Genomic DNA, 7,493 nt, shown 5'->3' with positions numbered 1-7,493 from the left:
GCAACCAAGCCAAGGGGAGCAACAGCAGCGCCGCCAGCAGGAAGCGGCTGCCGATAAAGGCGGCAGGGGGCAGTTCGCGGATCGCCTCTTTCGAGAAGAGCCAGCCAGCAGCGGCCAGCAGGGTGACCAGTACCATCAGCAGCAGGGGAGTGCGGTTCATCGGGGTCGTCATGGTGAAATGGAGGGGAGAGCATAAAGGAAAGGCGCCAGGTATTGCTACCTGGCGCCTTTCGCATCTGCCTTGAACCGCCGTCGCGGCTCGCGGCCAGCAATCAGTTCATGCCGTAACGCTTGAGCTTCTTGCGCAGGGTGCCACGGTTGATACCCATCATCACGGCAGCGCGAGTCTGGTTACCACGGGTGTACTGCATGATCACGTCCAGCATCGGCGCTTCGACTTCGGAGAGAACCATATCGTACAGATCAATCACTTCCTGACCGTTCAACTGGGCCAGGTAGTTACGCAGGGCCTGTTGCACAGAGTCACGCAGGGGGCGCTGGGTCGGCTCGGCAGCGTGATTGTGAGTAGTTGTTACCAATGCATCAGAAGTCAGGGTTTGTTCGAACATATTCGGTCGGCTCTTTAGTTATCTTGTTAACCTAATCCATCGAAATACGCTTCGAGTGCCTCAAGTTGCGCGTCTGCGCAATCCAGGGCATTGAAGTGCTTACGGAATTCTCGGCCCGTCTCTTCTTCATCCAGATACCAGCCCACGTGTTTACGGGCTATGCGCGCTCCCAGATATGCACCATAAAACCGGTGCAGGTTGGTTACATGCTCGTTCATCAGGGTGCGAACCTCTTCCCTCTCGGGAGGCGGCAGCTTGGTGCCCGTCTCAAGAAAATGACGGATTTCCCGGAAAATCCAGGGTCGTCCTTGCGCAGCTCGGCCGATCATCACGGCGTCGACACCGGTATAGTCGAGGACATACCGGGCTTTCTCCGGGCTGTTGATGTCACCATTGGCGACAACAGGAATCGATACGGCCTGCTTAATCGCCCTGATCGTGTCGTACTCCGCTTCGCCCTTGTAGAGGCAGGCACGGGTACGACCATGCACGGCGAGGGCCGCGATACCGCAATCTTCGGCGATTCGGGCGATCTCCACGCCATTGCGGTTATCCGGATCCCATCCTGTGCGGATCTTCAAGGTGACAGGCACCTCCACTGCATCCACCACGGCCCGGCAAATTGCTTTGACCTGATCGGGGGCACGCAGCAGGGCAGAACCTGCCAACTTCTTATTCACTTTTTTTGCCGGACATCCCATGTTGATGTCGACGATCTGTGCGCCCTGCTCCACGTTGTAGCGGGCAGCAAACGCCATCATCTCGGGGTCGGCTCCGGCAATCTGGACCGATCGCAATCCGCCTTCTGCAGAGTGATCCATCCTCATCCGGGTTTTCTGGGTATCCCAGACATCCGGGTTGGCCAGCAGCATCTCGGAAACGGCCATGCCAGCCCCCAATCGCAAACAAAGTTCACGGAATGGTCGGTCAGTTACACCGGCCATGGGAGCCACAATCAAGGGAGTTTCAAGCGTGTGGGGACCTATCTGCATTCCACGGTTACCATCGGCTTAGGGCGGCGTATATTACGCATTTTTTAGGCAGGAGAAAAGGTTAGTATTTGAGCGTCAGCCATTTTTTTCTGAAAAAAACGTCGCGCCAAGGCTTGCAAATTCTGGAGTTATTGAAAAACGGCCAGATTGCCGGAGAGTGAGCGCTGTACCATTCGGGTCGGACGCCTGCATAATTGTCAGTCCACTTGCAGGCCCGCTTTGCGTTATGATAGCGGGCTTAAGTCGAGCAAATGCTCCAAACATTTATGCAACAAAAGCGGATTGGGGATCTATGACGTCAAGGTTCATTAAATCACTCTGGCCGTGTCTGATGGGAGTCGTGCTGGGGTCGGCGCAGGCGCAAACTATCAGCTTCGGTGAAGCCTGGACCCGGGTTATCCAGCAGGATGAAGGGCTGGCTGCCGAGCAGGCCGGGGTCGATCGGGCCAAGCAGCTGCGCGAGGCGGCCAAGGATATGTATCTGCCCAAGGTGGATCTGGGGGCCAGCTATACCCATCTTGATCAGCCGATTGAACTCGACATGATGGATCTCAACCCCATCGCCAACCATCCGGAGATGCTCAAGGCGCTGCAGCAGCTCCTGGGCGGCTTGCCGATCCCGCATCTCACTCCCAACGACTTCGTTACCCCCCTGACCAAACAGAATGTGGTGACCAGCTCGGTCAAGATGCTATGGCCGCTGTTTGCCGGTGGTCGCATCGATGCGGCGCAGGATATCCGCCAGGCGCAGGTGAGCGAGGCGCAGCAGCTGCTGGTGCTCAAGCAGCAATCGACCTTCGAGAGCCTCTCCCAGACCTATTTCGGCGTGGTGCTGGCTGCTCAGGTGGTGCAGACCAAACAGGAGATCGAAGAGGGGCTGGCCCACCATCTGGATCATGCCAAGAAGCTAGAAGCGCAGGGCCAGATAGCCAGGGTGGAGCGTCTCTCCGCCCAGTCGGCCTATGACAGAGCGCGCATCGATACCCAGAAGGCGCGCCGCAGCCTCGAGATCGCCGAACTGGCCCTCGGCCGCATGCTGAAGTTGCCAAATGCCCAGCCGGGCAGCGGCCTGTTCGTCAACAAGGAGCTGCCGCGCCTCGAGGGGTTGGTGAGCCAGACCCTGGAGGTGCACCCCGGTCTCAAGCTGCTCACTGCCAAGAAGGAGCAGGCCAAGGGGATGATCCGGGTCGAGCAGGGCAAATATGCCCCCGAGGTGTTCCTGTTCGGCAACTACAACCTCTATGAAGATGATTCGCTCGCCTCCAAGACCGCGCCGGACTGGCTGGTGGGGGTGGGTGTCAGCATGCCGCTGGTGAGTCGCGATGGCCGTTCCGAGACGGTGCAGGCAGCCAAGAGCGCCGAGCTGCAGGTCAATCTGCTGCAGGCCAAGACCCGTCAGGATCTGGAGTTGCTCGTTGAGAAGACCTGGCGCGAAGCGGCGCAGGGGCTGGAGGAGTATCAATCCCTCTCTTCCACCCAGGCGCTGGCCGAGGAGAACGTGCTGCTGCGGGACAAGGCCTTCGGGCAGGGGCTCTCTACTTCCCTCGATGTGGTGGATGCCCAAAACCAGCTGGCGGGGGTGAAGACTCAGCGCGCGGCGGCGGCCTATCAATATGTAGTGTCGCTGGCCCGCCTGCTGGCGCTCTCCGGCCAGATGAACAGTTTCAATCAATATCAGCATGGTCAGGTGATCGAGGTGAACTCATGATCCCGGTCCTGCCTGTTCCTTTTTCTATCTCTGTTTCGACCGCCAAGGGTCGCCCGTTTGTCGAGGTGAAGTGATGAGCCATCCCCCCATCAAAAAGAAGATGAGCCAGGGTAAACCGCTGTTGTTGCCGCTGGTGCTGGTGATCCTGGTGGTCTGGCTCGGCTGGCGCTTCTGGCTCGCCTATCAACCCGAGCCGGTGCATCTGCAAGGGCAGATTGAGGCACAGCAGTATTCGGTCTCCTCCAAGGTGCCGGGTCGCATCGACGAGGTGCTGGTGAAAAAGGGCGATCAGCTGGCCAAGGATCAGCTGGTCTTTACCCTGGCGAGCCCCGAGATCGAAGCCAAGCTGAGCCAGGCCAAGGCCGGTGAGGCCGCTGCGGGCGCCATGGCGCAAGAGGCCGAGAAAGGGGCCCGTGCCCAACAGATCGCCGCTGCCAAGGATCAGTGGCAAAAAGCCAAGGCTGCCGCCCAGCTGCGTGGCAAGACCTATGAGCGGGTGGCCAGTCTGCACCGCGACGGCGTGATGCCGCTGCAAAAACGCGATGAGGCCTGGACTGCCTGGCAAGCCGCCCGCTACAGCGAAGGGATGGCGTGGCAGCAGTACCAGATGGCGTTGGAAGGGGCGCGGGAAGAGACCAAGATCGCCGCCCGCGAGAAGGCCAAGATGGCGGCGGGTTCCGTGGCCGAGGTAGAGGCCTATCTGGCTGATACCCGCATCACCAGCCCCCACAATGGTGAAGTGAGTCAGGTGTTGCTGCGTAGCGGCGAGCTGGCGCCCCAAGGTTTCCCGGTGGTGACCCTGCTCGACATGAGCGATGCCTGGGCCCAGTTCCACGTTCGCGAGGATCTGCTGCCCCGCTTCCCGGTCGGTACCAAGTTTGATGCCCGCATCCCGGGCCTTGGCGATCAGATGGTGCGCTTCAAGGTGACCCATGTGGCCGTGATGGGGGATTTTGCCACCTGGCGCGCTACCGATACCCGTCAGGGTTTCGATATGAAGAGCTTCCAGGTGGAGGCTCGCCCGCTGCAACCGGTTGAGGGGCTGCGGGTTGGCATGAGTGTGCTGGTTGAACTCTGATGGGACGTGAATTTCGGCTGCTGTGGCAGGATCCGTTCAGCCGTGCCCTGATGAGCTGGGTGCCGCTGCTGCTGATGGGGATCCTCTGCTGGATCTTCTCGGCAGGGCTGGCCCGCGACCTCAAGGTGGGGCTGGTGGATCTCGACCACAGCATGCTCTCGCGCCAGCTCGCCTTCTCGCTGGATGGCTCGGCCGGGCTCAAGGTCGCGCAACAGTTTGACTCCATCGATGCCGGTGCCCGAGCCCTGCGCGGTGGCGACATCTATGCGCTGGTGGTGATCCCCAACCATCTGGAACGGGATGCCCGTCAGGGCACCCAGCCGCAGGTGACGGTGTTCAACAACGGCCAGTTCATCCTGATCGCCAAGCTGGTCAACTCGGCGCTGGCGCAGGTGGTCGGGACTCTCAATGGTCAGGTTGGCGTGCTGGAGGCGATGGCTGACGGCAAGGCGCTGCCCGGCGCACTCGGGCAGTCGGTGCCCATCAGCAGTCAGGTGACTGCGCTCTATAACCTCAACTCCAGCTACGCCCAGTTTCTGCTGAGTGCCATTCTGCCCGCGGTGTGGCAGATCCTGGTGGTGCTGTTCGGCCTCAATGCGCTAGCCCGTACCGATCGGCTGGGACTGGACTGGACCACTCGCGGTGTCTGGTTTGGCCTCTGGCGCAGCCTGCTGCCCCACGTGTTGATTGGCTGGGGTTGGGGGATAGTCTGGACGCTGCTGCTGTTCAAAGGCTTCTCCTACCCCATGCACGGTAGCTGGCTGGTATTGCTGGTGGGGCTGGGGCTCGCCTCGGCAGCCTGCGTCACCATGGGGGCTTTTTTCTACGGCATCATTCGGGATCCGGCCCGCGCCCTGTCGTTGGCGGGGGCTTACACTGCGCCCGGTTTTGCCTTTATGGGGGTCACCTTTCCGGTGAGTGCCATGGGGGATTTCGCCCGCTTCTGGCGCAGCCTGTTGCCGGTCTCTCACTATGTCGAGCTGCAGATTGGTCAGAGCAACTACGGTCTGCCGTTCGCATCCGCCCTGCCGCAACTGGGGGCGCTGCTGCTGTTTCTGCTCCCCCTGCTGCTGGTGGTACGTCGTTACAAGCAGCAGGCCGAGCTGGCCCGTCAATCAGCCGCAGTGGCAGTCGCCGAAAAGGAGCCTGAGTGATGCTGGGATTTGTCGATCTGTTGCGCCTCGAGTTGCGCACCCTGCTGGCGGATCGCGCCATCATGCTGACCCTGTTTGGCGGGGTGATCTTCTACTCGTTTCTCTATCCCCAGCCCTATCTGCATCAGCTGCCGCGGGAAGAGGCGGTGGTGGTGGTCAACGAGGATGGCAGTCAGTTGTCCCGTCAGCTGGAGTTTATGGCCGATGCCACGCCGCAGGTGAAGCTGGTGGCGCGGGCCAATTCGCTGGCCGAGGCGCGGCAGCTGATGATGGCCGGGAAGGCGAGCGGGATCCTGCATATCCCCAACCACTTCTATCGGGATCTGATGCTGGGCAAGAGCGTCACCCTGAGCTATGCCGGTGATGCCTCCTACTTTCTGGTCTACGGTACCATTGCCGAGGGATTGGCGCAGGCTGGCGGCACTCTCGCCGCGCAGGTGAAGGTGGCGCGGCTGTTGAGCCACGGCGAGGCACTGCCACAAGCGGCCATGGGCTGGAATGCGGTGGCCCTCAACGTGGTGCCGGTGTTCAACCCCACCATGGGCTACGTCAACTACGTGGTGCCGGCGGTGTTCGTGCTGATCCTCCATCAGGTGTTGCTGATGGGGGCGGGGATCCTGGGTGCGACCCAGAACCAGCGCAGTTGCCGCGGCGAGCACGGTTACTGGCAAAGCGCGCCGGTGTTGCCGCTGCTGCTGGCCAGAACCCTGGTGCTGGCGGGGTTGTTCCTGCTGCCGGTGAGCTACTTCCTCGGCTTCTGCTTCGATCACTACAATATCGCTCGTCATGCAGACCCTGTGCAGCTATGGCTGTTCGCCCTGCCGTTCCTGCTGGCGACCTGCTGGTTCGGTATTGTGCTGGGGGCGATCTTTACCCGGCGGGATCTGCCCACTCAGGTGGTGTTGATCTCCTCCCTGCCGCTGGTCTTTCTGGCGGGCTTTATCTGGCCGCTCGAGCTGATCCCGGCGCCCCTCAACTGGCTGGCTCAGTGGGTGCCCACTATCCCGGCCATCGAGGGTTTTCTGCGCCTTAACCAGATGGGGGCCGACTTCGCGCAGGTTTCCCGTTACTGGTGGCAGCTGTGGGGACTGGCGCTGCTCTACGGCGTGCTGGCTTGCCTGCTGCTGCGTTGGCGGCAGCAGTCGCTGCCGGTTGCTCGCCCGTCAGTCGTGCAGGGTGAAACGACCGCCGGTTAAGCGGGATGGTGCAAGCGCGAGCAAGATGGCGTGTGCGGTAAGGCGAAAACGGTCAGCCCTTGGGCTGACCGTTTTGCTATGTGGTGGGGTTAAGCGGTTTTACTGCTGCTTTAGCCACGCTGGAGCGTGGGATCCCCGATGGCGTAGATCTGCCCCACCGCCGTCTCATCCGCCAGCAGACGCAGCCCTTGGGCGGCCACATCGGCACGGCGCACCAGTCCGTGTACTTCCTTGCCCTGACTCAGTTCGGCGTGGCCGGTGGCGTCGCCATCCTGCAGGCCCGCCGGGCGCAGAATGGTCCATGCAAGGGCGCTGGTCTGCAGCCAGCTCTCCGCCAGACTCTTGAGACGTACCTCGTGACCGAAGGCGGCGCGTGCCCGCTCCGGCAGATACTGCCAGCTGTCGCCACAGCCGAGGGAGGTGACCAGCAGCAGCCGTTTCAGGCCTGCCTGCTCCATGGCATCGATTACATGGCGGTTGCCCTGATAGTCCACTGGCGCGGCTTGACGGAAGCTGCCGAGGGTAGAGACGACCTGTGCATCTTGCCCCGCCAGAACACATGCCTGCTGCACCGCAGCCGGATCCAGCGCATCCCCCTCGATCACCTCAACTCCCAGCGCACCTAGTTCTGTGGCCATCTCGGGGTTGCGTACCAGCGCAACGACCCGGTGACCCTGGCTCAGGGCGTGATGAGTAAAGGCGCGGCCCAGCCCGCGGCTGGCTCCGAAAATCAGTGTGGTTGGCATAGCTGAGCTCCCTTGGCAAAAGGGGCTAGCCTAGTTGCTTGTTCGCCTGC

At 61.5% G+C, this 7,493-nt stretch carries 8 protein-coding genes; 4 read left to right on the top strand and 4 right to left on the bottom strand.

What is annotated here, in order from left to right:
- The 3 genes from L972_RS20600 to dusB all read right to left on the bottom strand — a co-directional run.
- A partial coding sequence (locus L972_RS20600; protein ID WP_047436280.1) for an EamA family transporter occupies positions 1–160 on the bottom strand: 160 nt, incomplete at its 3' end.
- A gap of 112 nt (positions 161–272) precedes the next feature.
- A complete protein-coding gene (fis, locus tag L972_RS04995) occupies positions 273–569 on the bottom strand; it encodes a DNA-binding transcriptional regulator Fis (RefSeq protein ID WP_005309538.1) in 297 nt (98 codons plus the stop codon).
- Between the two features lie 26 nt (positions 570–595).
- Positions 596–1,561, bottom strand: coding sequence for a tRNA dihydrouridine synthase DusB (gene dusB, locus L972_RS04990; RefSeq protein WP_019445016.1), 966 nt, complete (start codon positions 1,559–1,561; stop codon positions 596–598).
- 292 nt (positions 1,562–1,853) lie between these two features.
- Here dusB and L972_RS04985 point away from each other — a divergent pair, with 292 nt between their 5' ends.
- The 4 genes from L972_RS04985 (at position 1,854) to L972_RS04970 (ending at position 6,697) form a co-directional block, all read left to right on the top strand.
- The gene (locus L972_RS04985) at positions 1,854–3,269 is read left to right on the top strand and encodes a TolC family protein (protein ID WP_047436221.1); all 1,416 of its coding nucleotides are present in this window, start codon (positions 1,854–1,856) and stop codon (positions 3,267–3,269) included.
- Positions 3,270–3,342: 73 nt separating this feature from the next.
- A complete protein-coding gene (locus L972_RS04980) occupies positions 3,343–4,347 on the top strand; it encodes an HlyD family secretion protein (RefSeq protein ID WP_081990690.1) in 1,005 nt (334 codons plus the stop codon).
- The gene (locus L972_RS04975; RefSeq protein WP_047436219.1) at positions 4,347–5,501 is read left to right on the top strand and encodes an ABC transporter permease; all 1,155 of its coding nucleotides are present in this window, start codon (positions 4,347–4,349) and stop codon (positions 5,499–5,501) included. Before L972_RS04980 ends, L972_RS04975 begins: the two co-directional genes overlap by 1 nt.
- Positions 5,501–6,697, top strand: a complete 1,197-nt coding sequence (locus tag L972_RS04970; protein ID WP_047436216.1) for an ABC transporter permease — start codon at positions 5,501–5,503, stop codon at positions 6,695–6,697. The genes L972_RS04975 and L972_RS04970 overlap by 1 nt, the downstream gene beginning before the upstream one ends.
- A gap of 110 nt (positions 6,698–6,807) precedes the next feature.
- Here the strand turns inward: L972_RS04970 and L972_RS04965 are convergent, their stop codons facing one another.
- The gene (locus L972_RS04965) at positions 6,808–7,443 is read right to left on the bottom strand and encodes an NAD(P)-dependent oxidoreductase (RefSeq protein WP_047436213.1); all 636 of its coding nucleotides are present in this window, start codon (positions 7,441–7,443) and stop codon (positions 6,808–6,810) included.
- Between the last annotated feature and the right edge of the window lie 50 nt (positions 7,444–7,493).

Source organism: Aeromonas sp. ZOR0001 (genome assembly GCF_000801015.1).
GTDB classification, from domain to species: domain Bacteria; phylum Pseudomonadota; class Gammaproteobacteria; order Enterobacterales; family Aeromonadaceae; genus Aeromonas; species Aeromonas veronii.
The sequence above is the reverse complement of the archived record's forward strand: the minus strand, read 5'-3'. Positions and strand labels throughout refer to the sequence as shown.

Excerpts from the sequence above, each read along its gene's own strand:
- fis (WP_005309538.1), bottom strand. The coding sequence starts at position 569 with ATGTTCGAACAAACCCTGACTTCTGATGCATTGGTAACAACTACTCAC.
- dusB (WP_019445016.1), bottom strand. The coding sequence starts at position 1,561 with ATGCAGATAGGTCCCCACACGCTTGAAACTCCCTTGATTGTGGCTCCC.
- L972_RS04985 (WP_047436221.1), top strand. The coding sequence starts at position 1,854 with ATGACGTCAAGGTTCATTAAATCACTCTGGCCGTGTCTGATGGGAGTC.
- L972_RS04980 (WP_081990690.1), top strand. The coding sequence starts at position 3,343 with ATGAGCCATCCCCCCATCAAAAAGAAGATGAGCCAGGGTAAACCGCTG.
- L972_RS04975 (WP_047436219.1), top strand. The coding sequence starts at position 4,347 with ATGGGACGTGAATTTCGGCTGCTGTGGCAGGATCCGTTCAGCCGTGCC.
- L972_RS04970 (WP_047436216.1), top strand. The coding sequence starts at position 5,501 with ATGCTGGGATTTGTCGATCTGTTGCGCCTCGAGTTGCGCACCCTGCTG.
- L972_RS04965 (WP_047436213.1), bottom strand. The coding sequence starts at position 7,443 with ATGCCAACCACACTGATTTTCGGAGCCAGCCGCGGGCTGGGCCGCGCC.